The 23,539-nt window shown below is 67.8% G+C and carries 27 protein-coding genes and 1 pseudogene; 12 read left to right on the forward strand and 16 right to left on the reverse strand.

The annotated features are described in order from the left end of the window. Positions 1 to 4: 4 nt before the first annotated feature. The 3 genes from cpaB to A3OM_RS0105595 form a co-directional block, all read right to left on the reverse strand. Positions 5 to 811 (reverse strand): Flp pilus assembly protein CpaB, encoded by an 807-nt coding sequence (gene cpaB, locus A3OM_RS0105585; protein ID WP_018042746.1) that lies wholly within the window; start codon positions 809 to 811, stop codon positions 5 to 7. Positions 812 to 1,005: 194 nt separating this feature from the next. After that, positions 1,006 to 1,512, reverse strand: coding sequence for a prepilin peptidase (locus tag A3OM_RS0105590; protein WP_018042747.1), 507 nt, complete (start codon positions 1,510 to 1,512; stop codon positions 1,006 to 1,008). A 283-nt stretch (positions 1,513 to 1,795) separates the two neighbouring features. After that, the gene (locus A3OM_RS0105595; protein ID WP_018042748.1) at positions 1,796 to 1,963 is read right to left on the reverse strand and encodes a Flp family type IVb pilin; all 168 of its coding nucleotides are present in this window, start codon (positions 1,961 to 1,963) and stop codon (positions 1,796 to 1,798) included. Positions 1,964 to 2,406: 443 nt separating this feature from the next. Between A3OM_RS0105595 and A3OM_RS0105600 the strand changes: the two genes are divergently transcribed. After that, a complete protein-coding gene (locus tag A3OM_RS0105600) occupies positions 2,407 to 2,919 on the forward strand; it encodes a pilus assembly protein N-terminal domain-containing protein (protein WP_198290810.1) in 513 nt (170 codons plus the stop codon). Positions 2,920 to 2,943: 24 nt separating this feature from the next. Here A3OM_RS0105600 and A3OM_RS23490 read toward each other — a convergent pair. The 3 genes and pseudogenes from A3OM_RS23490 to A3OM_RS0105620 form a co-directional block, all read right to left on the reverse strand. Next, positions 2,944 to 3,273, reverse strand: a pseudogene (locus A3OM_RS23490) (TIGR02281 family clan AA aspartic protease); the annotation flags it as partial. Between the two features lie 25 nt (positions 3,274 to 3,298). Continuing rightward, a protein-coding gene (locus tag A3OM_RS25075) for an IS5 family transposase (RefSeq protein WP_085984248.1) occupies positions 3,299 to 4,056 on the reverse strand; the annotation gives its coding sequence in 2 pieces (ribosomal slippage) (positions 3,299 to 3,720 and positions 3,720 to 4,056; 759 coding nt in all). A 33-nt stretch (positions 4,057 to 4,089) separates the two neighbouring features. Further along, positions 4,090 to 4,335, reverse strand: coding sequence for a hypothetical protein (locus tag A3OM_RS0105620; protein WP_018042753.1), 246 nt, complete (start codon positions 4,333 to 4,335; stop codon positions 4,090 to 4,092). A gap of 323 nt (positions 4,336 to 4,658) precedes the next feature. Between A3OM_RS0105620 and A3OM_RS0105625 the strand changes: the two genes are divergently transcribed. The 8 genes from A3OM_RS0105625 (at position 4,659) to A3OM_RS0105660 (ending at position 9,969) form a co-directional block, all read left to right on the forward strand. Next, positions 4,659 to 5,354: a 50S ribosomal protein L25/general stress protein Ctc gene (locus tag A3OM_RS0105625; RefSeq protein WP_026175751.1), complete on the forward strand. Its 696-nt coding sequence runs from the start codon at positions 4,659 to 4,661 to the stop codon at positions 5,352 to 5,354. Positions 5,355 to 5,588: 234 nt separating this feature from the next. After that, positions 5,589 to 6,209 (forward strand): aminoacyl-tRNA hydrolase, encoded by a 621-nt coding sequence (gene pth / locus A3OM_RS0105630; protein ID WP_018042755.1) that lies wholly within the window; start codon positions 5,589 to 5,591, stop codon positions 6,207 to 6,209. 47 nt (positions 6,210 to 6,256) lie between these two features. After that, a complete protein-coding gene (locus A3OM_RS24715; RefSeq protein ID WP_051074372.1) occupies positions 6,257 to 6,538 on the forward strand; it encodes a hypothetical protein in 282 nt (93 codons plus the stop codon). Continuing rightward, positions 6,474 to 6,920, forward strand: a complete 447-nt coding sequence (locus A3OM_RS24720; RefSeq protein WP_081612629.1) for a PIN domain-containing protein — start codon at positions 6,474 to 6,476, stop codon at positions 6,918 to 6,920. The genes A3OM_RS24715 and A3OM_RS24720 overlap by 65 nt, the downstream gene beginning before the upstream one ends. A gap of 13 nt (positions 6,921 to 6,933) precedes the next feature. Further along, positions 6,934 to 8,031 (forward strand): redox-regulated ATPase YchF, encoded by a 1,098-nt coding sequence (ychF, locus tag A3OM_RS0105645; protein WP_018042758.1) that lies wholly within the window; start codon positions 6,934 to 6,936, stop codon positions 8,029 to 8,031. A gap of 300 nt (positions 8,032 to 8,331) precedes the next feature. Beyond that, entirely contained in the window at positions 8,332 to 9,327 is a 996-nt protein-coding gene (locus A3OM_RS0105650) for a MaoC family dehydratase (RefSeq protein ID WP_018042759.1), read from the forward strand. Positions 9,328 to 9,388: 61 nt separating this feature from the next. Then, positions 9,389 to 9,640, forward strand: a complete 252-nt coding sequence (locus A3OM_RS0105655; protein WP_238253853.1) for an antitoxin MazE family protein — start codon at positions 9,389 to 9,391, stop codon at positions 9,638 to 9,640. Next, positions 9,637 to 9,969 (forward strand): type II toxin-antitoxin system PemK/MazF family toxin, encoded by a 333-nt coding sequence (locus tag A3OM_RS0105660; RefSeq protein WP_026175753.1) that lies wholly within the window; start codon positions 9,637 to 9,639, stop codon positions 9,967 to 9,969. Before A3OM_RS0105655 ends, A3OM_RS0105660 begins: the two co-directional genes overlap by 4 nt. A gap of 61 nt (positions 9,970 to 10,030) precedes the next feature. On the opposite strand, the gene mtnA is transcribed toward A3OM_RS0105660, so the two are convergent. From mtnA to trmD, 4 genes are all read right to left on the reverse strand, one after another. After that, complete coding sequence (gene mtnA / locus A3OM_RS0105665; protein WP_018042762.1) at positions 10,031 to 11,128, reverse strand: S-methyl-5-thioribose-1-phosphate isomerase; 1,098 nt, start codon at positions 11,126 to 11,128, stop codon at positions 10,031 to 10,033. 365 nt (positions 11,129 to 11,493) lie between these two features. Further along, positions 11,494 to 13,086: a phosphoglycerate dehydrogenase gene (gene serA / locus A3OM_RS0105670; protein ID WP_018042763.1), complete on the reverse strand. Its 1,593-nt coding sequence runs from the start codon at positions 13,084 to 13,086 to the stop codon at positions 11,494 to 11,496. 210 nt (positions 13,087 to 13,296) lie between these two features. Further along, positions 13,297 to 14,463 carry a phosphoserine transaminase gene (locus A3OM_RS0105675; RefSeq protein ID WP_018042764.1) on the reverse strand — a complete coding sequence of 389 codons (1,167 nt, stop codon included), beginning with the start codon at positions 14,461 to 14,463 and terminating at the stop codon, positions 13,297 to 13,299. Positions 14,464 to 14,621: 158 nt separating this feature from the next. Beyond that, entirely contained in the window at positions 14,622 to 15,338 is a 717-nt protein-coding gene (trmD, locus tag A3OM_RS0105680; RefSeq protein ID WP_018042765.1) for a tRNA (guanosine(37)-N1)-methyltransferase TrmD, read from the reverse strand. 137 nt (positions 15,339 to 15,475) lie between these two features. On the opposite strand from trmD, the gene A3OM_RS0105685 reads away from it, so the two are divergent. Further along, complete coding sequence (locus tag A3OM_RS0105685; RefSeq protein ID WP_018042766.1) at positions 15,476 to 16,216, forward strand: methyltransferase domain-containing protein; 741 nt, start codon at positions 15,476 to 15,478, stop codon at positions 16,214 to 16,216. Between the two features lie 79 nt (positions 16,217 to 16,295). Continuing rightward, positions 16,296 to 17,087 carry a DUF4239 domain-containing protein gene (locus A3OM_RS0105690; RefSeq protein ID WP_026175754.1) on the forward strand — a complete coding sequence of 264 codons (792 nt, stop codon included), beginning with the start codon at positions 16,296 to 16,298 and terminating at the stop codon, positions 17,085 to 17,087. Between the two features lie 28 nt (positions 17,088 to 17,115). On the opposite strand, the gene rimM is transcribed toward A3OM_RS0105690, so the two are convergent. The 4 genes from rimM to A3OM_RS0105710 all read right to left on the reverse strand — a co-directional run bounded on the left by rimM (position 17,116) and on the right by A3OM_RS0105710 (position 20,111). Then, positions 17,116 to 17,802 (reverse strand): ribosome maturation factor RimM, encoded by a 687-nt coding sequence (gene rimM, locus A3OM_RS0105695; protein WP_018042768.1) that lies wholly within the window; start codon positions 17,800 to 17,802, stop codon positions 17,116 to 17,118. Between the two features lie 12 nt (positions 17,803 to 17,814). Then, the gene (gene rpsP, locus A3OM_RS0105700) at positions 17,815 to 18,177 is read right to left on the reverse strand and encodes a 30S ribosomal protein S16 (RefSeq protein WP_018042769.1); all 363 of its coding nucleotides are present in this window, start codon (positions 18,175 to 18,177) and stop codon (positions 17,815 to 17,817) included. Positions 18,178 to 18,288: 111 nt separating this feature from the next. Then, the gene (gene ffh, locus A3OM_RS0105705) at positions 18,289 to 19,863 is read right to left on the reverse strand and encodes a signal recognition particle protein (RefSeq protein ID WP_018042770.1); all 1,575 of its coding nucleotides are present in this window, start codon (positions 19,861 to 19,863) and stop codon (positions 18,289 to 18,291) included. A gap of 17 nt (positions 19,864 to 19,880) precedes the next feature. Next, the gene (locus tag A3OM_RS0105710; RefSeq protein ID WP_018042771.1) at positions 19,881 to 20,111 is read right to left on the reverse strand and encodes a hypothetical protein; all 231 of its coding nucleotides are present in this window, start codon (positions 20,109 to 20,111) and stop codon (positions 19,881 to 19,883) included. Positions 20,112 to 20,506: 395 nt separating this feature from the next. On the opposite strand from A3OM_RS0105710, the gene A3OM_RS23505 reads away from it, so the two are divergent. Then, positions 20,507 to 21,736 (forward strand): GGDEF domain-containing protein, encoded by a 1,230-nt coding sequence (locus A3OM_RS23505; protein WP_018042772.1) that lies wholly within the window; start codon positions 20,507 to 20,509, stop codon positions 21,734 to 21,736. A 157-nt stretch (positions 21,737 to 21,893) separates the two neighbouring features. Here the strand turns inward: A3OM_RS23505 and A3OM_RS0105720 are convergent, their stop codons facing one another. Next, a complete protein-coding gene (locus A3OM_RS0105720; protein ID WP_018042773.1) occupies positions 21,894 to 22,262 on the reverse strand; it encodes a hypothetical protein in 369 nt (122 codons plus the stop codon). 76 nt (positions 22,263 to 22,338) lie between these two features. Next, complete coding sequence (locus A3OM_RS0105725; protein WP_026175756.1) at positions 22,339 to 23,361, reverse strand: LLM class flavin-dependent oxidoreductase; 1,023 nt, start codon at positions 23,359 to 23,361, stop codon at positions 22,339 to 22,341. Positions 23,362 to 23,539: the final 178 nt, after the last annotated feature.

Genomic DNA, 23,539 nt, shown 5'->3' on the forward strand with positions numbered 1-23,539 from the left:
CATCTCAGCGACGCGGTTGTTGTTTGGCGACGCCGAAGCGGACGACCGTCAGGGCCGTGTCCTGCTGAGTCTCCGGCGGGGCATCCACGGTCCGGCCGGCATCCATGAGGCTGCGCAGGGAGAGGGAGAGTTGTCCCACCTTCTGGGCCAGGGTGACGGTCTCGGCTTGGGCGGGTGTCAGAGCGAGGGTCGCGGTCTCGCCGGTGACGACGTTGGTCCCGTTCCGCTCCTGAACGATCTGGCCGACGGCGAGCACGCGGATGTCGGTGAGCAGCGTCTCCGAAATCTGGACTTCGCCGCCCCCGGAACGCGAGGCGTCTTCGTCGCGATAGGTCCGGATGACGTCGACATGGTCGTTGGGAAGGATGAAGCCGCCGGCCGAACTCGACCCGCGCGTATCGGTGACGATGGCGACCGCGCGCATGCCGGAGGGCAGGATTGCGGCCATGAAGCCGCCGTCGGACCGCGCGAGCTTCTGCGGGCGGATCGGCTCACCCGCGAGGAACGCGGTGCGGACGATCGCGCCGACGATGGTGTCCATGCCGTTGGGCGAGGCCGTGCGCGTGATGTAGCCGACGGTGATGGCCTGGTCGGGCCAGGGCTGCCAGCGAAGGTCGGCGGCTTGGATGTTCTGCCCCATCGGCAGGTCGGCGGCGGCCACCAGGACATCCGTGACGGGGAGCGGGGGAGGAGGGGGCGCCTCGACCACGGTTTGGACCGGAGGCGGCGCATCGCTGCCGCTCATCAGAAAGGCGGCGCCCGAACCGGCAGCGAGCGCGATGGCGATGACGGCAAGGCGGGCTGGTTTCATCGCCGTGTTCGAACCTGACAGGACGGCCTGTTGCCGTCGCCGTTCAGGCTTCGCCGGGATTCCTCAAATTACGGTTAACGAAAACTAACGCATGCGAATCTTGTTCGACCTACGATAGGTCAGGTCGATAAAGCACCAGGTTCGACAAGCTTCGGACCCGGCTCGGCAAGTTCGCCCGCTACGTGCATTCGGCCTCACGATGCCATCATTCTTGCCCAGGTCATCGTTTCCGGAATCACGATCAGCGCTCCGAGGGACAGCGCGATCCCGTAGGGCACGCTGGTCTTCGCATCGTGAAGGTGGATGGCGAAGGGAAGGCGACCGAGGAGTGACGGCAGGGGATGCGCCCGCGCGACGAGGATCGCCAGGGTGAGCGCGCCGCCGGCAAGCGACGCCACGACGAGGTATTGCGCCAATTGATCGAACCCGATCCACACCGCGGTGGCGGCGGCGAGCTTGGCATCGCCTCCGCCGATCTTGCCCAGCGCGAAGAGGCCGAACGTCACGACCAAAGTCGCCGCGCCGGCTCCGAGATGACTGAGGAGTTCCCAGCCCCACATCCCGGTGGCGGCCGCGAAGGTCGCGAATCCGAGCAGCAGCAGCAGGGACACCACGTTCGGGATCGTCATCGTCAGCAGATCCCGAGCGGCCGCATAGGCCATGAGGAACGGGAAAACGATCAGGAGCGTGACACTCGCCATCGGGGACGTCTCGGTCTGGGGTCAGGATTCGGATCGTGGCCTACATGTCCCCCTCGCCACAGGGTGCTCATCGCGGCAGCAAAGGCCGTGTCGGCCCCCATCGGAGGTCAAAGCTTGCTGCCGCACCGTCCACATCGAGCAGGGGGACTTCAACAAGCTCTGCCGGACGATCGGCGGCGGGGGGATCGTCCGGCGAGGTGTTCGATCCACGCGCGACTTGCGTGGACGACCAGTCGCGCAAGATTAAGGGAAGCAGCCCGAACCCGAACCGCCTCAGACCAACTTACTTGTTAACGCCATTGGCGACCTTAACGAGGGTCGCGTTCAGGTTGGTTCCGATGGTGGTGAGAGTGGCGATGACTGCGACGGCGATGAGCGCAGCAATGAGGCCGTATTCGATCGCCGTTGCACCCGACTCGTCGGCGGCAAAACGCTTGAAGAGGTTCGACATGATCGTATTCCTTGATGGTTCGTCTTGCGAAGTGGCCGTCGAGGAGCGGTGTATTTCGACCGGCGACTGAGGATGAAGATGGACTGTTCTGTCTTGAAATTACGTTAATCCGGGCCCGAAAACGGCCTCACACGCCCCTCGGTTGGGGTTTGGTAAAAAAACTTTAAATGGAAAATGGATACTTTTTCAGTAGATCCCGCACAGGGTTACAGGCGGACATCCGGGAAATATTACGGGCCGCAACTGTCGCACGGGCAATAAGCGTTCGAGACGCAACAGCGATCGTGGACGAAGCCGGAAAGACGGCTGCGCGCCACCTTCCGGTGTTAGATCTTCGTTTACCAACACGCCGATAAGACTGTCATGACGACAAAGGCGGCCGACCCCTCCGGTGCTCGCGCTCCTGTCGGAACCTCGCCGTCGCAGCCGAGATCACCCGAGCCATGGGCCACCGGTCAATGCCGACACCCTCGCCCTTGAAGCGTCGTGCCCGAGCGGCGGGCATCGCTCTCTTCCTCGCTCTCGGCGCGGCGCCCGCTCACGCGGAGACGGCGCCCGCCATCGTGGCGGTGAGCGTCGACAATGCCAAGGTCATTCGCCTGCCCGAGCGGACGCAGACGGTCATCGTGGGGAACCCCCTCGTGGCGGATGTCGCCCTTCAGCGGAACGGGATCGTCATCCTCACCGGCAAGAGCTTCGGCTCGACGAACCTCATCGCCCTCGACGCGTCCGGCACGATGCTCGCCGAGACCACCATCAGCGTGCAGGCCGCGCAGGGATCGATCGTCACGGTCCAGCGCGGCCTCGACCGCGAATCCTATTCCTGCACCCCGAACTGCATGCCGTCGATGCAACTGGGCGACGCGACGAAGTATTTCGGAGACGTGAGCGGACAGGCCGATGCCCGCCGCAACCTAGCCACGGGCGGGGGCGGGAGCGGGGGCGGCCAAAAGTAGGCCGGCGCGCGGTGCGAGGTCGCGTCAGCCGCGCAGCGTCAACCGGCCGTCGGACATCTTGAAATCCTCGAGACGCCGCAGGAACGACATACCGAGGAGGCTCTTGCCGAGACGCCCCTTGGGCAGGATCACGGCCTCGACGTCGCGGATGCCGATCGTCCCGACCCGCATCACCGGAATCCGTACGGTCGCGACGGAGACGGAGCCGTTGGCGGTGTCGACGCGACGGTTGAAGTCGCGCTCGTAGACGTGGAGCCCCAGCCGCTGCGCGTCTTCGTAGCTGAAGGCGCAGATGCTCGCCCCGGTATCCACCAGCATTCTCAGGCTACGCCCCGCCACGTCGACCTCGGTGGAGAAATGCCCGAGGGTCTGGACTCAATCAGCACCAGAAGGCGATGACAGCGGCGAGTGCGACGGCGGAGGCATAGTTGCGGGCCAGCTTGTCGTATCGGGTGGCGATACGACGGAAGTCTTTGAGGCGGCAGAAGGTGGCCTCGACGCGCCAGCGCTCGCGATAGCGGCGCTTGTCGTGGCGGATCTTGCGTTTGCGGCTGCGTTTGCCTGGAATGACGGGGGTGATGCCCTTCTTCCGCAGATCGGCGCGCAGCCAGTCGGCGTCGTAGCCCTTGTCGGCGGTCAGGCGGCGGATACGGCCTGGGGCTGCGGCCAGCACGTCCGGGGCTGTACGGACGTCGCTGGCGTTGCCGGATGTCAGCAGGAGGACGCCGGGGCGTCCGAGGACATCGGTGAGGGCGTGGATCTTGGTCGTCCGGCCCCCACGCGACGGGCCGATGGCCTGCGCTTTGCCCCCCCTTTACCGCCGTGGGCGGAGCGATGCGCTTTGACGTAAGTGCTGTCGATGGCTGCCGCTTCGCCCGACCACCCGGCCTTGGCCAAGGCGGCCAGCATCGCCCGCCAGAACCCGCGCCGAGACCACCGGTTGAAGCGATTGTAGACCGTGGTGCGTGGACCGTACTCCGCCGGGCAATCCTGCCAGCGGCAGCCTGAGATGAGCACATGCAGCATGCCCGAGATGATCTTCCGGTCGTCCTTGCGCTCGGGGCCGGGTTGGTTGACCGGCATGAACGGCCCGATCACCGCCCACTGCTCATCCGAAAGCCAGAACAGGTCCGCCATCATCGCCTCCATGCTGAAAACCGCGAACCTGAATCACAAAACTGCAGCCGCAGCAATATCTTGGTTCGGTTCAGACCCGAGGGAATCGGCCGCCAGAATGACGGAGTTGGGCGCGAAACGCGTCGGGTTCGTCCCGCCGGGGCTCGCGCTGTCGAGGTTGAGGACCGCGTCGCCGCGCTCCCGAGGGCGGGCGGCATTCTCGAAGCGCGTCACCAGGATCAAACTGACCGCCGCCGCGACGGAGGTGACTCCCAGCGCCCAGAGGACCGGCTGCGTCATCGATGGATCCCTCGCCACACGGGGTACGATCCTCGGCGGAGCGAATGAACGAAGTCTTCGCTTGTCCGCATAAGGCGGGAGCCGACCCTTCGGATGATGAACGCCGCATTGGTGGGATGCCGGGCATTCTCCCCAGTCGCGTCCCGGCTCTTGCTCGCGCGTCTCGGCGCTTATTGCGCTTCGCGGCTCTTGCGGGTATGCACCTCACGCGCTCGCCAGACACCCTTGGAGGCACGGGCGCGTCGTGGATCGGTGAGGGCCGTCCGTTTCGGGCGGCCTTTGGCGTTGCGCGGCTTTTTTCTGTTTTTTTGAAGGATCACGCCATGAGCGCAGTAAAGCCGCTTGAGGCCGTGGCACGCGACCGGGTCGGCAAGGGGGCCGCCCGGGAAGTTCGTCGCCAGGGCAACGTTCCCGCCGTCATCTATGGTGGCGGCCAGGCTCCGCAGGCCATCGCCATCGACCTCGTCCGCACCCGCACCCTGATCTACGCCGGTGGCTTCAAGACCACCCTGTTCGAGATCAACGCCGGCGGCAAGAAGACCCGCGCGATCCCGCGCGACTTCCAGCTCGATCCGGTGACCGGCGTGCCGCTGCACGTGGACTTCCTGCGCGTCGTCGCGGGCCAGAACCTCACCGTCGAAGTGCCCGTGCACTTCATCAACGAGGACGAGGCTCCCGGCATCAAGAAGAACGGCGGCACCCTCAACGTCGTGCTGCACACGCTCTCGCTCGAAGTCCCGGCCGACGCGATCCCCGACGCGGTCGAGGTCGATCTGACCGGTCTCGAGATTGGCGATTCGATCCACATCGAAGCCGTGACGCTGCCGGCCAACACGACCTTCACCGGCGAGGCCGAGGCCGTCGTCGCCAACGTCGTGCCGCCGACCGTGCTCGGCGCCGAGGTCGAGGCCGAAGAGGCCGCGATCGCCGAGGCGCAGGCGACGGAAGCTGCCGAGGAGAAGGCCGAGGCTGAGGCCGAAGAGGCCGCCGAGGCCGAGGAAGACAAGAAGGAGGATTGAGGCCCTGGGGCTTCGCGCCCCGGTCTCGTCTTTCTCCACGGGTGCTCCGGCCGCGAGGTCGGGGCACCTTTTCGTTTGACGTCGCCTCTTCGTCGTCCGTCCTGGAGCTGCGCCCGACCACGTTGAGTCGGGCGCAGCGCCAGATCTTCTGCTTTGCCGCGCTCTTTTCCGCCGAACCGGCATCCACTTCGGCGGAGAGCGCTCTCGTGACGAACTCGTCTTGGAGATGATGCCATGCGCCTGATCGTCGGGCTCGGCAATCCAGGGGCCCGCTATGCGGGCAACCGCCACAATATCGGTTTTCTCGCCCTCGACGAGATGGCGCGCGTCCACCGCGCCGCGCCCTGGCGGCGCAAGTTCCAGGGCGAGGTGACCGAGGCGACGCTCGGCAGCGAACGGGTCGTCCTGCTGAAGCCGCAGACCTTCATGAACGAATCCGGCCGCTCGGTCTCGGAAGCCCAGCGCTTCTACAAGATCGCCCTCGCCGACGTCATCGTCCTGCACGACGAACTCGACCTCGCCCCGGCCAAGCTCCGGGTGAAGCTCGGCGGCGGCAATGCCGGCCATAACGGCCTGCGCTCGATCACTGCCCAATGCGGCAACGATTACCGCCGCGTCCGTCTCGGCATCGGTCATCCGGGCGACAAGGCCCTCGTCCATGCCTACGTCCTGAACGATTTCGGCAAGGGTGAGCGGGCCTGGGTCGAAGATCTCTGCCGCGCCGTGGCGGACCACGCTCCGCTGCTGGCCCAGGGCGAGGATGCGAGCTTTCAGAACAAGGTCCACCTCGCCATGGCGGGCCGGGGCTGGGACGACGTCAAGCAGGTCAACGCAGCGGCCACCGGCCGTGATTGACACGAAAACACGGGAACACGATATCTCCGGTCCTGGAGGTGGACATCATGAAGAACCTCACCATCACGCTGGAGGAAGACCTTTTCGCGTGGGCACGGGTCGAGGCGGCGAAGCGCGGGCAAAGCCTGTCGCGTTTCGTGAGCCAGGCCTTGGCCGACCGCAGGACACCCGAGGTCGCGGATCAGTTGGCCGCCTTGAGCGCCTTTCTCGACGGTCCCGGCTGGTCGGGCGTGTCCGAAAACCTGCCCAGGCGCGAGGAGCTCTATGACCGACCGGCTGTTCTTCGATACGAACCTGCTGGTCTACGCCATGGATCCGGCGGCGGCTGACAGGCGGGCGACGAGTGTGCGCCTGATCAAACTGGCATTCGGTCAACGCCGGCTCGTGATCAGTCCGCAAATCCTCAACGAGTGCTACGCCGTCCTGGTGCACAAGCGTAAACTCGTCACGCCGAGCGCCGCCGCCGCTTATCTGGCGACCCTCTATCCTGCTTGCACGGCAGCGCTGGATACGCAGACCCACCGCACGGCGATCGCGATAGAGATGCAGTATCGCCTCTCCTGGTGGGACAGCCTGGCCATCGCATCGGCCATCCAGGCCGGGTGCAAATCTTTCGTGTCCGAAGACCTGTCCGATGGACAGATCCTCGACACGGTTCGGGTCATCAACCCGTTCACGCCTCACGCCAGCGCTACGCTGGCACTCACCTGACGGACACGCGATCATGGGCTTCAAATGCGGCATCGTCGGCCTGCCGAACGTCGGCAAGTCGACCCTCTTCAACGCGCTGACGCAGACGGCGGCGGCACAGGCGGCGAACTATCCGTTCTGCACCATCGAGCCGAATGTCGGCGAGGTGGCGGTGCCGGATCCGCGCCTGGACGATCTGGCGCGGATCGCCACGTCGAAGGAGATCATCCCCACGCGGCTGACCTTCGTCGACATCGCCGGCCTCGTGCGCGGCGCTTCGAAGGGGGAGGGGCTCGGCAACCAGTTCCTCGCCAATATCCGCGAGGTCGATGCCATCGCCCATGTGGTGCGCTGCTTCACCGATGGTGACGTGACCCATGTGGAGGGCAAGGTCGACCCGAAGGCGGATATCGAGACCATCGAGACGGAGCTGATGCTCGCCGATCTCGACAGCCTCGAGAAGCGCCTCTTCGCCCTCGAGAAGAAGGCCAAGGGCGCCGACAAGGAAGCCAAGGAGATGCTCGACCTCGTCCAGCGGGCATTGCCGCTGCTGCGCGAGGGCAAGCCCGCCCGTCTGGTGAGCCGCAAGCCGGAGGAGGAAAAGCTGTTCCAGACCCTCGGGCTGATGACGGCCAAACCCGTCCTCTACGTCTGCAACGTGGACGAGGGCGATGCCGACAAGGGCAACGCCTATTCCGAGGCGGTGATCGCCCAGGCCAAGGCCGAGGGTGCGCGCGCGGTGGTGGTCTCGGCCAAGATCGAGAGCGAGATCGCCGTGATGCCGCTGGCCGACCAGGGCGACTTCCTCGAAGCGGTGGGGCTCGTGGAGCCGGGCCTCAACCGCGTCATCCGCGCGGGCTACGAGCTTCTCGGCCTCATCACCTACTTCACCGTGGGTCCGAAGGAGGCGCGCGCCTGGACCATCGAGAAGGGCACCCGCGCGCCTGCCGCCGCCGGCGTGATCCATACGGATTTCGAGAAGGGCTTCATCCGCGCCGAGACCATCGCGTTCGACGATTACACCACGCTGAAGGGCGAGAGCGGCGCCAAGGAGGCCGGCAAGTTCCGGCTCGAAGGCAAGGACTACGTGGTGCAGGACGGCGACGTGCTGCATTTCCGCTTCGCCAATTGAGGAACTGGACCGGCCTGTCGGCATCCGCCGGGGTGAGGACGCCCATCCCCTCTCCCCGCAGGCGGGGAGAGGGAAGCGACGACCTCGTCGTCGGCGCGGCGAGGCGGCAGCCGACGGTGAGGGGGCGAGTCCGAATGAGCCTCCTCCGGCACGGCCCCCTCACCCTCGCTCCGCTCATCACAAGCACGACGAGGTGCTTGTGATCCTCTCCCCGCAAGCGGGGAGAGGCGGGCCGCCCCTGTAGCGAGCGCAACGCCATCCTTCGACCCGAAACTCTTCGACCCGAAGACGAGAGGTTCAATGACCGGCATCACCTTCGAGGATTTCACCCCCGGCGACGTGATCGAGGGCGGCCCGCTCACGGTGACGCGGGAGGCGATCGTCGCCTTCGCGAAGGCGTTCGATCCGCAGCCGTTTCATCTCGACGAGGAGGCCGCCAAGGCGACGCTGGCGGGGCAGTTGATCGGCTCCGGCTGGCAGACGGCCGGGTTCGGCATGCGCCTGCTCCAGGCCCATGTCTTTCGCGGCGCCACCTCCATGGGCTCGCCCGGCATCTCGCAGCTGCGCTGGCTCCGCCCCGTCCTGCCGGGTGACGCTTTGCGGATCGTCACCAAGGTGGAGGAGTGCCGCGCCTCGAACTCGAAGCCGGATCGCGGCTTCGTCCGCTTCACCCTCACGGTCGTGAACGGGCGCGACGAGTCCGTGATGACCCAGGCCTTCACGGTGATGTTCGCCCGGCGCGGGGCCGATCCCCTGCCGCCCCGCGCGGTGACGCCAGGCGACCCGGTCGAGGTGATCGAGGGCGACGATGCGGAGACGCTCCTCTTCCTCAAACAGGCGAAGCTCGGCACGATCCGCGATCTCGGCCGGCACGTCTTCACCCCCGAAGCGATCATCGCCTTCGCCAGGGACTACGACCCGCAGGCCTTCCATCTCGATGCGGACGCCGCTCGAAAGACCCATTTCGGCGCGCTCTGCGCCTCGGGCTGGCACACGGCGGCCGTGTGGATGAAGCGCCTGCACATCACCCGCCAGCGCGACATCGCCCTGACGGAACGGGCCGGTCCTGTGCCGCAGCTCGGCCCCTCTCCCGGCTTTCGCGACATGCGCTGGCTCGCCCCGGTCTATGCCGGCGACACGATTCGCTACGCCTGCACCCTCCTCGACAAGCGCGAGTCGGCCTCGCGCCCGGGCTGGGGCGTCGCGACCCACCACAACACCGCGCAGAACCAGCGCGGGGAACGGGTGTTCGAATTTACCGGGTCGGTGTTCTGGCAGTGGGACGCCCCCGTTTGATGGGAGCCGGTCCGATGCCGAGGGCAGATGCCTTTGGCATTCGTGCTCCGGAGTGGTTAGCATGGGCCGTCAAGCCCCGAGGTTTGCCATGAACGCCCCACCGAAGTCCGAACAGACTACAGAGACGATCCGTCAGCGTCACGCTCGCTTGCGCCGCCAGGGTCTGAAGCCGGTGAGAATCTGGATTCCGGACCCAAGCTCCTCGTCGTTCGCCGAGGAAGCGCATCGGCAATCGGCGGCCGTCGCCACGAGCCGTCATGCCGAGGACGATCAGAGCTTCATCAATGCCGCATCGTCTTGGGACGAGGCGTGAGGCGAGGGGAGATTTGGACGGTCTCCGGGGGAAAGGATTACGCCGGTAAGCCACGTCCGGTCGTGATCATTCAGGATGATCGCTTCGACGCCACCGAGTCCATCACGGTCTGTGCATTGACGACCGATCCGACGGACGCACCCCTATTCCGGGTCCCACTGACGCCAAGCATGCGGAATGGTCTGCGCGCTCCGTCTCGCCTGATGGCCGACAAGGTGACGACCGTTCCGAAGTCCAAGCTCGGCAACAAGATAGGAACTTTGGACGAGGACGAGATCGCCCGGCTCGACCGGGCGATCTTCGTTTTCCTCGGTCTAGCCTCGATATGACCGGTCGAGTCGAAAAAGGGCTCTGAGCAGCCGCCGGGAACGGCGCGGAGTCGTCCCTCGGCTAAGCCGCCGAGCGCCGCTCCGGATACAGCGCCAACAATCCCTCCGCATCCGCCGAGGCCACGCCGCGCTCGGTGATGATGCCCGTCACCAGCCGCGCCGGCGTCACGTCGAAGGCGGGGTTGGCCACCGGGCTGCCGGGCGACACCACTTCGATCGTGGCGAAGCCGCCATCGGCGAGGCGGCCGGTGAGGTGGGAGACCTCGCGGCCGTCGCGCTCCTCGATCGGGATCTGCGCGACGCCGTCGGTGAGGGTCCAGTCGATGGTGGAGAAGGGCAGGGCGGCATAGAACGGGATGCGGTTGTCGGAGGCCGCCAGCGCCTTCAGGTAGGTGCCGATCTTGTTGCAGACGTCGCCCGAGGCCGTGGTGCGGTCCGAACCGACGATGCAGACGTCGATCTCGCCGTGCTGCATCAGGTGGCCGCCGGCATTGTCGGCGATGACGGTGTGCGGCACGCCGTGGGCGTTGAGCTCGAAGGCGGTGAGCGCCGCGCCCTGGTTTCGCGGCCGGGTCTCGTCGACATAGACATGGACCGGGATGCCGGCCTCGTGCGCCACATAGATCGGCGCGAGGGCGGTGCCCCAATCCACCGTGGCGAGCCAACCGGCGTTGCAATGGGTGAGCACGTTGAGGCGGCGACCTTTGGCCTCGTGCAGATCGGCCAGGATCGCGGCGCCGTGGCGGCCGATGGCGTGGCAGCTCTCCACATCCTCCTCGGCGATGCGCCCGGCCTCGGCGAAGGCGTAGGCGGCGCGCTCCGAGACTTCGACCTCGCGCAGCTTGGCGGCGACACGGTCCAGCGCCCAGCGCAGGTTGATGGCGGTGGGGCGGGTGGCGGCCAGGGTCTCGACGGCATGGTCGATCCCGGCATCGGAAGCGTCCCGTCGCAGGCCCAGGGCAAGGCCGTAGGCCGCCGTCACCCCGATGAGAGGCGCTCCCCGCACGATCATGGTGCGGATGGCGACGGCCGCTTCGTCCAGGGTGGCGAGCCGCTTCATCTCGAAGGCGAAGGGCAGGCGGGTCTGGTCGATGACCTCGACGGACGCGCCGTCGGCGGCGGGCAGGATGGTGCGGTAGGGTGTGCCGTCGATGTTCATGCGCGGGCCTCTCGCATGTTCCGGGCGGAAGGGCCAGTCCTTGGGCCACGCGCCATGCTTGTCGCTTCGGTCCTTAAGGGACGTGCGAGCTGGAAGGCCAGCCGCTCGAAATCCCGCCCTACTTTCCTGGCTTGATTTGCACACCTGCTTTCGTAGGCAGACCGCGTGCCTCTCCCCCTTGTGGGGAGAGGTCAGGAGTTGGGGGGTGGCTCCGCCCGCCTCCGACGGCTGAGAGTCGCCCAATCACCCCCACCTCCAACTCCTCCCCACAAGGGGGAGGAGAGCCGCGCATCCCGCGACATGTGCGAATCTGAAAGCCCGCAAAAGGGGGTAGTAGGGTGAGGCCGAACGAAAGCTCGCCCCGGTCAGAAGCTCACCGGCCGTGCCCGCTTCACCTGCGGGATCGTCTCGATCTCCGCCCGCACGCTCTCCGAGATCGGCGCATCCACGGCGCAGAAGCAGATGGCGTTGCCGCCCTCTTCCTCGCGGCCGAGATTGAACGTGGCGACGTTGACGCCGGCCTCGCCCAGGATGGTGCCGAGCCGGCCGATGAAGCCCGGCTTGTCGTGGTTGCGCACGTAGAGCATGTGCGGCGCGAAGGCGGCGTCGATGGCGATGGAGCGGATCTCGATGATCCGGGGCTTGCCGTCATGGAACACCGTCCCGGCGGCGTCGCGCGGCATGTCCTCGGCATCCACGGTGATGCGGATGACCGATTCGTAGTCGCTCGCCCCGCCCTCGCGCTTGATCTCGTCCACCACGATGCCGCGCTCCCGCGCCAGGGCGGGGGCGGAGACCATGTTGATGTCCTGCAGGAAGGGCCGCAGCGCCCCGGTCACCGCCGCCGCCGTGAGCGCGCGGGTGTTCATGCCCGCGACCGCGCCCTCGTAGGTGATGCGGATGCCCTTGATCGGCGCATCGGTGAGCTGGCCGAGGAACGAGCCGAGCTTTTCGGCCAAAGCCACGAACGGCTTCAACCGGGGAGCCTCGTCCGCGGAAATGGACGGGAAGTTGATCGCGTTGGTGATCGCCCCCGTCATCAGGTAATCGGACATCTGCTCGGCGACCTGCAGGGCCACGTTCTCCTGCGCCTCGTTGGTGGAGGCGCCGAGATGCGGCGTGCAGATGACGTTCGGGTGGCCGAAGAGCGGGTTTGCGGTGGCGGGCTCCTCGATGAACACGTCGAAGGCCGCCCCGGCCACATGGCCCGACTCGAGGGCCGCGCGGAGCGCCACCTCGTCCACGAGGCCGCCACGGGCGCAATTGACGATGCGCACGCCGGGCTTCGTCCGAGCGAGGTTCTCGGCCGACAGGATGTTGCGGGTCTTGTCCGTCATCGGCACGTGGAGCGTGATGATGTCGGCCCGCCCCAGCAGCGCATCGAGCTCGACCTTCTCCACGCCGATCTCGAGGGCGCGCTCGGGGGAGAGGTAGGGGTCGTAGGCCACGACCTTGAGCTTCAGGCCGATCGCGCGGTCGGCGACGATGGCGCCGATGTTGCCGCAGCCGATGATGCCCAGCGTCTTGCCCGTCAGCTCGACGCCCATGAAGCGGTTCTTCTCCCACTTGCCGGCCTGGGTCGAGAGATCCGCCTGCGGGATCTGCCGCGCCAGGGCGAACATCATCGCGATGGCGTGTTCGGCGGTGGTGATGGAATTGCCGAACGGCGTGTTCATCACGATGACGCCGCGCGCCGTGGCGGCGGCGACATCGACGTTGTCGACGCCGATTCCCGCCCGGCCGATGACCTTCAGCCGCGAGGTCTGGGCCAGCACCTTCTCCGTGACCTTGGTGGCCGAGCGGATGGCGAGACCGTCGTAATGGCCGATGACGGCCGCGAAGCGTTCCTTGTCCTTGCCGAGATTGGGGAAGAAGTCGACGTCGATTCCGCGGTCACGGAAGATCTGGACGGCGGCATTGGAGAGGGAATCGGAAATGAGCACCTTGGGAGCAGCCATGATGGTCTCCGGCTCTTGAGGAAGGGAATTATTTCGGAGGTGAGGCGTGAGGGCGCGGCAAGTCTCAACCCTCCCCCCATTGCGGGGGAGGGTGGTCGCGGAGCGACCGGGAGAGGGGACGACCTCTCCGGACGGCGCGCTCCCCTCACCCGACCCGCTGCGCGGGCCACCCTCTCCCGCAGAGGGGAGAGGGGGGAGGGCGTCGTCGCCTCAGGCAGCCTTGGCGAGCTTCGCCTTCTGGGCGGCGTAGGCCCAGTCGAGCCAGGGCATCAGGGCCTCGAGATCCGAGGTCTCCACCGTGCCGCCGCACCAGATGCGCAGGCCGGCCGGCGCATCGCGATAGGCGCCGATGTCGAAGGCGATGCCCTCGGCATCGAGCGTGTCGGCGATGCCCTTGGCCACCGCCGCCACGGTGGCGTCACCCTTGGCCAGCACGTCCGGATCGGTGATGACGAGGCAGACGCCGGTATTCGAATACGTCGCCGGGTCGACGGCGAGGTGTCCGATCCACGGGGTCCGCGCCACCCAGTCGTGGACAACCTTGGCATTGGCGTCGGCACGGGCATGGAGCGCGTCGAGACCGCCGATGACTTGCGCCCAGCGTAGCGTGTCGAGGTAATCCTCCACCGCGAGGAGCGACGGCGTGTTGATCGTGTCGCCCTTGAAGATGCCCTCGATCAGCTTGCCGCCCTTGGCCATGCGGAAGACCTTCGGGATCGGCCAGGCGGGGGTGTTGCTCTCGATGCGCGCGACGGCGCGGGGCGAGAGGATCAGCATGCCGTGCGCGGCCTCGCCGCCCATCACCTTCTGCCAGGAGAAGGTGACGACATCGAGCTTGGCCCAGTCGAGCGGCATGGCGAAGGCGGCCGAGGTCGCGTCGCAGATGGTCACGCCTTCACGGTCGGCGGCGATCCAGTCGCCGTTCGGCACGCGGACGCCGGCGGCGGTGCCGTTCCAGGTGAAGATGACGTCGTTGTGCTTCGTGTCGATGGCCGACAGGTCCGGCAGCACGCCATAGGCGGTCTCGTGGACGATGGGCGAGATCTTCAGTTCCTGCAGCGCGTCGGTGACCCATTCGGAGCCGAAGGCTTCCCAGGCGGCCACTTCGACGGCCTTGGGGCCGAGCATCGACCACATGGCCATCTCGACGGCGCCGGTATCGGAGGCGGGGACGATGGCGATGCGGTAATCGGCGGGCACGCGCAGCACGGTGCGAGTCAGCTCGATGGCCTCGACCAGCTTGGCCTTGCCGGCGGGGGAGCGGTGCGAGCGGCCGAGCGCGGCGTTCTGAAGGGCCTGCAGGGTCCAGCCGGGACGCTTGGTGCAGGGGCCGGACGAGAAATTCGGCACGCGGGGGCGCGTGGTGGGACGTGTCATGATAAAAGTCCATCCTTACAGATGAATGCTCCTCGTTGGGGAGGAGTGGCCCGGCGCTGCCAATGGACCCGTCCCGGCGACTTAGCAAGATGCTCGGGCGATAAATTCAGTCCCGGCCGGCACAAAGGCGCCGGTTTTTTCGACCAAGTCTTTGAGAATCAGGCCTTTGTCGGGTGAGACTTGCTCGCACCCATCAGGTCGGGCCGGCGCTCGCGGGTGATCCGTTCCGCCTCCTCCCGCCGCCAGCGGGCGATGGCGCCATGGTTGCCGCCGGTGAGGATGTCGGGAATCGCACGGCCCTCCCATTCCCGCGGCCGGGTGTAGTGCGGGTATTCGAGGAGCCCGCCCTCGAAACTCTCCTCGTCGCCCGAGACCGCCTTGCCCATGACGCCGGGCAGCAGGCGCACGCAGGCATCGATGGCGACGAAGGCCGCGACCTCCCCGCCCGACAGGATGTAGTCGCCGATGGAGACCTCCTCGAGGCCCCGCGCCGCGATGACCCGCTCGTCCACCCCCTCGAACCGGCCGCAGACCACGACGATGCCCGGCCCCTCCGCCAGCTCGCGCACGCGCGCTTGCGTCAGGGGGCGGCCGCGCGGGCTCATGAGCAGACGGGGGCGGGTATCGCCGGGGGAGGCAACGGCATCGATGGCCGCACCGAGCACGTCGCAGCGCAGCACCATGCCCGCGCCGCCGCCGGCCGGGGTGTCGTCCACGGCGCGGTGGCGGCCGATCCCGTGCTCGCGGATCTGCCGGGCTTCGAGCGCCCAGGTTCCGCGCGCGAGCGCATCGCCCGAGAGCGAGATGCCGAGCGGGCCGGGAAACATCTCCGGGTAGAGGGTGAGGATCGTGGCGGACCAGGGCGCGGGCGTCATGGCGCTTGATGGCGCGTGTGGTGAGGGCGGGTCAACAACGCCCTTCCTTCTTACGCCGCGACAGGCTCCGCCGACGAACGCCAACGCGCCGCAACCGGGGGAGGGCACTTCCGGGCGGGCCGCTTCGTTGTCTCGCCATGCCTCCTCGTCTCGCCCTCGCGGCCGTCCTCACCCTCATCGTCCCGGCCTTCGCCGCAGAACCGCTGGCACCTCCCGGCGCCCCCGCCTCCGCCTTTCCGAAGCCGGACAGGCCGGTGGCCGAGATCATCGCGCCGCTCTGGGCGTCGGAAGCCCAGCGCGACAAGGTCGACGAGGTCGGCCAGGTCGCCCGGCTGATGCGGATCGCGCCCGGGGAGACGGTGGCCGATATCGGGGCCGGCAGCGGCTATTACACGGTGCGTCTGGCCGAGCGGGTCGGGCCGCAGGGGCGGATCGTCGCCGAGGACGTGACGCCGCGTTACCTCGCCGACCTGACGGCCCGCATCGCGCAGGCCAAGCTCGGCAACGTCACCGTGGTGCGGGGCGAGCCCCATGATCCGAGGCTCCCGCCCGGCTCCCTCGACGCGGCCCTGCTGGTCCACATGTACCACGAGATCAGCCAGCCCTATGGCCTCCTGCACAACCTCGCCGCCGCGATGAAGCCCGGCGGCCGGGTCGGGATCGTCGATGCCGACGCGATTCCCTCGCGGCACGGGACGCCGCCGGCTCTGCTCCGGTGCGAACTCGCGGCGGCGGGCTACCGAGAGACCGGCTTCTCGGTGCTGGAGGGCGGGGTCGGCTATCTCGCGATCTTCGAGGCACCCACGGTCGACGCGCGTCCTGCCCCCTCCGCGATCTCCCCCTGCAAGGACGTGGCGACGCCATCCGACCGGCGGTGATCGCGCCCGGATTCACGGTTCGGTAGCGGCGAAGCGCTAGGGTGACCCCGCCTCGAACACCGAGCGGGAGAATGAGTGCGTGGTCCTGACGTTTTGGCTCGATCAGCCTGTCTGGCTGATGTTCGTCCTTCTGAGCGCCGTCTTCGCGATCTGCATGGGTGCCATCAGCCTTCTCTCCACCTGGTCCGCGACGCGGCCGGGCATGCACAAGCTCGGGATCGGCGTCGTCGCCCCCTATTTCAACGCCATCTCGGTGATGCTGGCGCTGCTCACGGGCTTCGTGGCCAACGACGCCTGGGAGCGTCAGCGGCAGGCGACGAAGATCGTCCAATCGGAGAAGACCAACCTCCTCGCCGTGCATGACCTGAGCCTCGCCACGGCCTCCGACATGTCCGCGATCCGCACCAAGCTGGTCGCCTATGCGAACGCGCTGATCGACGACGAATGGCCGAAGATGACGGTGGGCGAGTCGTCGGCGACCGCCAACGAGGCCCTGGGCGAGTTGATGCAGTCCGTGGCCGATCCCCGGCACAGCGCCGAGGCGGGAGCCGCCGCGCATGGGAGCCTTCTCGACGCGGTGATGAACCTGCGGGCCGAGCGCGGCACGCGCCTCGGCCTCGCCGACGTTCAGGGCGACCAGTCGAAATGGCTGACGCTGATGGTGCTGGCGCTGCTCACCCTCGTGTCCATCGGGCTGATCCACGTGGACAAGCCGGTGCCGCAGGCCGTGGCGATGATCCTGTTCTCGGTCGCCACGGTGACGACGCTGGGCATGATCGGACTGCACGAGCGGCCCTTCGATGGGCCGATGCCGGTGACGTCGGCGCCGCTGGAGATGGCGCGGACGGCGATGACGAGCGTCAAGCCCTGAGCGACGGCCCGGTCGGGTCGCTCCCGCCTCAGGCGGGCTCGTCGGGCGGCTTCGGCCCGGCGGGCGCGAACAGGTCGTCGGGCGGATCGACGACGATCCGGCCGTTGGCGACGTCGAGGGTCGGGACGAAGGCCTTGGTGAAAGGCAGGAGCGCGGTGGGACCACCGAGGGACGGCTTGATCTCGAGGAGATCGCCGCCGCCGTAATTCGGCACGTCGGTGACGGTGCCGAGGAGTGCGCCGGACACATCCACCACATCGAGGCCGACGAGGTCGGCCGTGAAGAACTCGTCTTCGTCCTCGACATGGCCGAGGCGGTCGCGCGGCAGGTAGATGGCGAGGCGATTCAGGGCTTCGGCGCCGTTGCGGTCGGAGACGCCCTTCACCCGCACCACGAGCAGGTCGGGCGAGGCTCCGCCGGCCCGGCGCACGTCGGTGAGCTCGATGCGTTGGCCCCCGGCGCCGATGAGCGGCCCGTAGGAGCCGATGGCCTGCGGGTCGCCGGTATAGGATTTCAGGCGGATTTCGCCGTTGAGCCCGTGCGCACGGCCGAACTCGCCCATCTGGACGAGGCTCGGATCGGTGGACGGGAGCGGCACCTCCGGCATCGGCCGGGGCCGATGCGCGGAGGTCGCGGAGCCCGAGCCGATGCGGCCCGGGCGGTCGCGACGGCCGCCATCGCCGGTGGGGTTGCTGCCTCCGGGACGGCGCGCCATCGCGAAAACGCCTTAGGCCGCGGCGTCTTCGGCCGGGGCGGCGGCCTTCTCGGCGCGCTTGGCGGCGCGCTCCTTGGCCTTCTCGCCCGGCTCGGCCTTCTGCGGGTTGTTGCGCGCGGGGCGCTTGGCGAGGCCGGCGGCGTCGAGGAAGCGCAGGACGCGGTCGGTCGGCTGGGCGCCCTTGGCGAGCCAGGCCTGGATCTTCTCGGATTCGAGCACGATGCGGGCCGGATCGTCCTTGGCCTTCATCGGGTCGTACACGCCGACCTTCTCGATGAAGCGGCCGTCGCGGGGCGCGCGGGCATCGGCGACGACGATGCGGTAATACGGGCGCTTCTTGGCGCCGCCACGGGTGAGACGGATCTTGAGGGACATGGTGTGCTCCTGGAGGTTGGTAACCTGATCGTTCTTGGCGGATAGCGAGTAGTGAGTAGCGAAGAGGGCCGGCCTGCCGCCCCTTCGCTATTCGCTACTCCCCATTCGCCCCTACTTCTTCTTCCCGAACGGGAAACCGCCGAGGCCCGGCAGACCGCCCGGCCCCTTCGGTCCTCCGAGCCCCGGAAGGCCCGGCATCTTTCCGCCGCCGAAGCCCGGCGGCATGGGAGGCAGCTTGCCGCCCATCTGCTTCTGCATGGCCTCGATCTGCTCGGGCGTCGGCTCGGGCATACCGGGGGGAAGGCCGGGCATGCCGCCCATCCCGCCGCCCAAGCCACCCCCACCCAGACCGAACATCGAGCCGAGCGCCTGGCCGATGCCGCGCTTGCCCGACCCCATCGCCTTCATCATGTCGGCCATGGTCCGGTGCATCTTGAGGAGCTTGTTGAGCTCCTCCACCTTCGTCCCCGACCCCGCGGCGATGCGCTTCTTTCGGGAATTCTTGAGGATGTCGGGATTCTTGCGCTCCTGCGCGGTCATCGACGAGATGATGGCGCGCTGGCGCTTGAACATGTTCTCGTCGAGATTGGCGCCCTCGACCTGCTTCTTCATGGCGCCCATGCCGGGCAGCATGCCCATCAGGCCGCCGATGCCGCCCATCTTCTCCATCTGGGCGAGCTGCATCGACAGGTCGTCGAGGTCGAACTTGCCCTTGCGCATCTTCTCCGCGGTACGGAGCGCCTGCTCGTGGTCGATGGTCTCGGCCGCCTTCTCCACGAGGGAGACGATGTCGCCCATGCCGAGGATGCGGTTGGCGACGCGGGAGGGATGGAACTCCTCGAGCGCGTCCACCTTCTCGCCGGTGCCGACGAGCTTGATCGGCTTGCCGGTGACGGCGCGCATGGAGAGGGCCGCGCCACCGCGCGAATCGCCGTCCATGCGGGTCAGCACGATGCCGGTGACGCCCAGGCGCTCGTCGAAGGCGCGGGCGGTGACCACCGCGTCCTGGCCGGTCAGCGCGTCGGCCACCAGCAGGACTTCGTGGGGGTTCGTCGCCGCCTTGACCTCGGCGGCCTCGGCCATCAGCGCCTCGTCGAGGGTGATGCGGCCGGCGGTGTCGAGCATCACCACGTCGAAACCGCCGAGCCGCGCGGCATCCATGGCGCGGCGGGCGATCTGCACCGCCGACTGGCCCTCGACGATGGGCAGGCTGTCGACGCCGACCTGCTTGGCCAGGATCGCCAGCTGCTCCATGGCGGCCGGGCGGCGGGTATCGAGGGAGGCGAGCAGCACCTTGCGCTTGTCGCGGTTGGTCAGGCGCCGGGCGATCTTGGCGGTGGTGGTGGTCTTGCCCGAGCCCTGGAGGCCGACCATCAGGATGGCGACGGGGGCGGGGGCGTTGAGATCGATGAGGCCGGCCTCGGAGCCGAGCATGGCCACGAGTTCGTCGTTGACGATCTTCACGACCATCTGGCCGGGCGTCACCGACTTGACGACGACGGCGCCCACCGCCTTCTCACGGACCTTCTCGGTGAAGCCGCGCACCACTTCGAGGGCGACGTCGGCTTCGAGCAGCGCGCGGCGCACCTCACGCAGGGCGGCGGTGACGTCGGCTTCCGTGAGCGCACCCCGACGGGTGAGCCCCGAGAGGATACCGGACAGGCGGTCGGACAGGCCTTCGAACATCGTCTGGCTCTCCGAACCTACTGGAACAGGCCGGCGGACGAGACGCGCCGCACCTGCAGCGCCGCCTCGAAGGCGTTGATCGCCGACGCGAACTTGTCCCGGCAATCGGGATTGCAGAACCCGACGACGGACCCGTTGTAGAGCGTCAGGGAATCGGCCGCGATCGGCTTGCCCGACCAGGGGCAGACGTCGTTGACCGCATCATCGATGCGAAGGGGTTCATGCGCTTGCGACAGGGCGAGACTCACTCGTCTGGATCGGCGGAGCGACGGCCTGTTTCCAACGCGAAACTCGCCCGAGGGCGCATCGCGCTGTCGGGCGTTGACCTCCGGCCTCACAGGGCCGGTCGGCGTTCGTATTGACGACATGTCGTCGGATATGAGGTTGGCGGACTAGTCCGAGAGCCCGCGCAAGTCAAGATCGTGGTCGAGCGGGCGATGCATTCATGTCGATGCCCGCCTTGGGAGTACCTCACGAAACTCCCGGTCGCGTCCCGCTCACGGCCCTTCTCGCTAACGGCGCAGCGGGAGTTTTGTGAGAGACACCGAGTCGCCCAAACGGCGGTGAATAGCGTATTCAGATATCCAAACCGCCAAGCTTGGTCGGTGAGCGTGTGACCCGAAAGAGAGAGTGCCCGTCCCGCATGCCGGATTTTTACACGCTGTATCTGGTCGTGCTGATAGCCGGGCTCTCCCATTGCGTGCTCTGGGCCAGCGTCCTCTATCGCTACAGGGAGCTGGCCGGGGTGCGCTACTGGCTGGCGGGCAGCCTGGCCAAGGTGGCGGGCGGCATCCTGCTCGCCCTCGATGGCGGCGTCGGGAATTTCGCCACCACCGTCGGCGGGAACGCCGTCGCCTGTCTGGCCTTCTACCTGAACACGGTCGGCCTGCGCCGCTTCCACGGGGACGGGCCTCGTTGGGCTCTCCATGCCGGGCTGCTGGCCGCCAGCGTGCTCGCCATGGCGCTCACCTGGCAACCCTGGTGGGGCCAGAACCCGCTCTACGTCACGTCGCAATGCATTCCTCTCGCGCTCGCCGTCCTCTATCTCGCCCGGCGCCGGATTCGGGAGCTCGGCGCGCTCATCACGATGAGCGCGCTGACCGTCGCGATCACGGCTCATGGCATCGTCGCCTGCGCGGTGACGGTGAGGCTCAGCGGCATCGCACCGGATGTGTCCCTGATCTCCCTCGCCGCCATCGACCTGCTGGTCTTCATCCTGGCGGGCATCGTCTGGAATTTCGGCTTCATCGTCTCGGTGGTCGACAACCTGATGGCGACGGTGGAGCGGCTGGCCGCCGAGGACGACCTGACCGGCCTGCCCAATCGGCGCCAGTTCATGCGGCAGCTCGCCGGGGAGTGCGCGCGCGAGACCGGCGAGCCGTTCAGCGTGATGCTGATGGACCTCGACCGGTTCAAGGGGATCAATGACGGTCTCGGCCACGTGGCCGGCGACGCCGCGCTCAAACACGTGGCGGACGTGGTGCGGCGGAGCATCCGCCCCGCCGATATGTTCGCGCGGCTCGGCGGCGACGAATTCGGCATCCTGCTTCGCGGGATCGAGGGGGATGCGGCAACCGAGATCGCCGAGCAGGCCAACGCGGCCCTGCGCGCTTCGCCCTTCCTCTGGCGTGGGGAGACCATCGGGCTGACGATCAGCATCGGCGCGACCTCGGCCATCCCCGGCAGACACCACACGCCGGAGGAACTCATCGAATGCGCGGATTCTGCGCTCTACGCCACGAAGGGCCGGACACGAGACGGCTGGACATTCCTGCCCTTCGCGTCCCGGCCGGGCTTCGGCGCAGGTCAAACGGGCGGGGCGAAGACCGCGCGCCTGCCCGACCGGGCCTCCCGCATCCCCTTGGCGGGCTGAACCGACCGCCTGCGGTCGAGCGCTATGAGAGCCACGCACCTCGCGGGATGCACGGGACCCTCCTCCCCACAAGGGGGAGAGGGACGCGCCCTGCCTAAAAGCAGAGGGATAAATGCAGCAGGCTCGGCCGAGAGCGATCAGAGCGAGGCCCCCGGACTCACCGTTCCTCGAATTTCGGCTTCCGCAAGTCCACCTGGAGTTTCAGCACCTCGTCGATGCTCATCGAGCGGCTGCTCCAGTGGGTCTCCATGATGTTGATGGCGGTGAAGCTGTAATGGGCCTTGCCGCCATAGGCGTCGAACGGCGTGCCGTCCGGGTCCGGCGCCACCGGCTTGACGTAATCGACCCGGTAGGACGGGTGGCCACCCTTGCCCGTGACCGCGATGCGGACCGAGGCATTGCCGTGCCGTTTCTGGCAGAAGCGCATGTTGGTGAGCAGCCGGCTCAAATAGGCGTCCGCCTCCTCCAGGGTGGGGACGACGTCCGCGAGAGTCGCGTCGGAGGGAAGGTGCGTCTTCTTGATCATGTCGGCCCGTAATGTTGGTGCCGCACCATAGGCACACCGCCCGAGCGATGCGAGACCCCGCCCGGCGGAGCCGGGATCAGCCCGCGACGAGTTCCCGCGCCGGAGCGGCCCGGACCGGCGCCGCGGCGACATCCGCCAGGATCTCGTAGGAGCGCACGCGGGCGGCATGGTCGTGGATGGCGCTCGCCACCATGAGTTCGTCCGCCCCGGTCTCGGCGATCAGGTCGGCGAGCCCCCGGCGCACGGTCTCCGGCGAACCGACGATGGCGCGGGCGAGCATCCCCGAGGCCTGGCGCTTCTCGGAGAACGACCAGTAGGTCTCGATATCGTCGATGGGCGGCGGCAGCAGGCCCCGCGTGCCCCGGAACATGTTGGCGAATTGCTGCTGCGCCGAGGTGAACAGGCGGCGCGCCTCGGCATCGGTCTCGGCCGCCACGACGTTGACGCCCACCATGGCATGGGGCGCCGTCGACTGCTCGGACGGGGTGAAGCGCTCGCGATAGACGGAAAGCGCCTCGATCAGCGCATCCGGCGCGAAATGCGAGGCGAAGGCGTAGGGCAGGCCGAGCATGGCCGCCAGCTGCGCTCCGAACAGGCTGGAGCCGAGGATCCAGAGCGGCACCTTGGTGCCCGTCCCCGGCACGGCCTGGATCACCTGGCCCGGCTGCGCGTCGCCGAGCAGGGCCTGGAGTTCGAGGACGTCCTGCGGAAACTGGTCGGACGTCTCGGGCGAGCGCCGCAGGGCGCGCAAGGTCCGCTGGTCGGTGCCCGGTGCGCGCCCCAGGCCGAGATCGATCCGGCCCGGATACAGGGTCTCCAGCGTGCCGAACTGCTCGGCGATGACCATGGGCGAGTGGTTCGGCAGCATGACCCCGCCGGCCCCGACGCGGATGCGGCTCGTGCCCGAGGCCACGTGGCCGATGACCACGGAAGTCGCCGCACTGGCGATGCCCACCATATTGTGGTGTTCCGCGAGCCAGAACCGCCGATAGCCGAGGCGCTCGGCTGCCCTCGCGAGGTCGAGCGTGTTCCGCAGGGCGTCCCCGGGCGTCGCGCCATGCGGCACGAAGGCGAGGTCGAGAACGGAAAGAGGGATCATGAATCGCGTGTCCGTTTGCATGAGCGACCGGCTCGCGCCGGCCATGAACGTCCCCACCCGGGAGAGATCGCGACGCCGCCGCCGCTTCGCAACCGGGCCGTCCGGCGCAGGAGCCATGCGTCCCGGCCGACCCCGAAGCGATCCTCTCGTCATTCGACCCGCGACAGGCCCGCCACGC

Origin of the sequence: Methylobacterium sp. 88A (assembly GCF_000376345.1) — a bacterium.
Lineage (GTDB): Bacteria > Pseudomonadota > Alphaproteobacteria > Rhizobiales > Beijerinckiaceae > Methylobacterium > Methylobacterium bullatum.